This is a genomic window from Catenibacterium sp. GCM10023432 (assembly GCF_042651925.1).
Classification (GTDB): domain Bacteria; phylum Bacillota_I; class Bacilli_A; order Erysipelotrichales; family Coprobacillaceae; genus Catenibacterium; species Catenibacterium mitsuoka.
The window spans coordinates 1-790 of sequence record NZ_JBHSEB010000120.1; the positions used below are offsets into that span (position 1 = coordinate 1).

2 protein-coding genes are annotated in these 790 nt (G+C 41.8%); both read left to right on the forward strand.

Annotation, left to right across the window (positions count from 1 at the left end):
- Window positions 1–258, forward strand: a 258-nt coding sequence (locus ACFOZZ_RS13240; protein ID WP_376815424.1) for a hypothetical protein, incomplete at its 5' end; no start/stop codon positions are given.
- Entirely contained in the window at window positions 197–673 is a 477-nt protein-coding gene (locus ACFOZZ_RS13245; RefSeq protein WP_006507209.1) for a hypothetical protein, read from the forward strand. The genes ACFOZZ_RS13240 and ACFOZZ_RS13245, both read left to right, overlap by 62 nt.
- Window positions 674–790 lie beyond the last annotated feature (117 nt).

Below are 790 nucleotides of genomic sequence, written 5' to 3' on the forward strand. Positions count from 1 at the left end.
CGTCCTCAGTGGACACGCAATAAGATGACACCTGCTGAATATGAAGACTATCTTAATTCATTATCTGATAATGAATATTCAGATTATCTTCAAAACGAACAGGAAAAGTATGATAAAATGATGAAAAAAGCGAGAGAAAAGGCGCTCAAGCGTGCAGTTGAGCTTGGCGCTCTGACAGAGGAGGATATGGAATTATATGGCTCAGGAAAGAAAGAAGAACAGGCAGCAGCAGACAGAGGCGCAGAGACTTGCGCATAGAGATGCAGTTATTGAACATTCAGATAATAAGTTCGTTGCAGAACTTACAAAGAATATGGATGCATTCATCTATACAAAGGACTTCTATGTTGCACTGTATAAGCAGCTTGAAAGTGGAATGACATCAATCGAGGCTTATGAATCATTAGGGTTCGATACAAAGAAGCTGGGAAAGAACTGCGCTCAGGCAGCAGCCAAGCGTGCAAGACAGAAAGCGAAGAACGGGGAGTTTGAACCAAAGGCTGAGAACTATGATGGAAGCATCCCTATTGAGGAGATGCCTGAAATGACTCTCGAAGAGAAGGTTGCATACCAGGAGGCTCGTATCAGATATCTTGAGGATTACGTAGAATTTCAAAAAAAAATGCCTTCCATACTGGAGGAGATATACTCATCCTACAGCGACAAGAAGTAAAGGAGGACAAGCTCTTCATGGCTTATGACTACATAAGCAGAGGAAAGGCAAAAGAGAATGGTTATACCAATACCAGAGTCTTCAAGATGTTTGGTGTAAGCAGTACGGGCTATTATA

Excerpts from the sequence above, each read along its gene's own strand:
- ACFOZZ_RS13245 (WP_006507209.1), top strand. The coding sequence starts at position 197 with ATGGCTCAGGAAAGAAAGAAGAACAGGCAGCAGCAGACAGAGGCGCAG.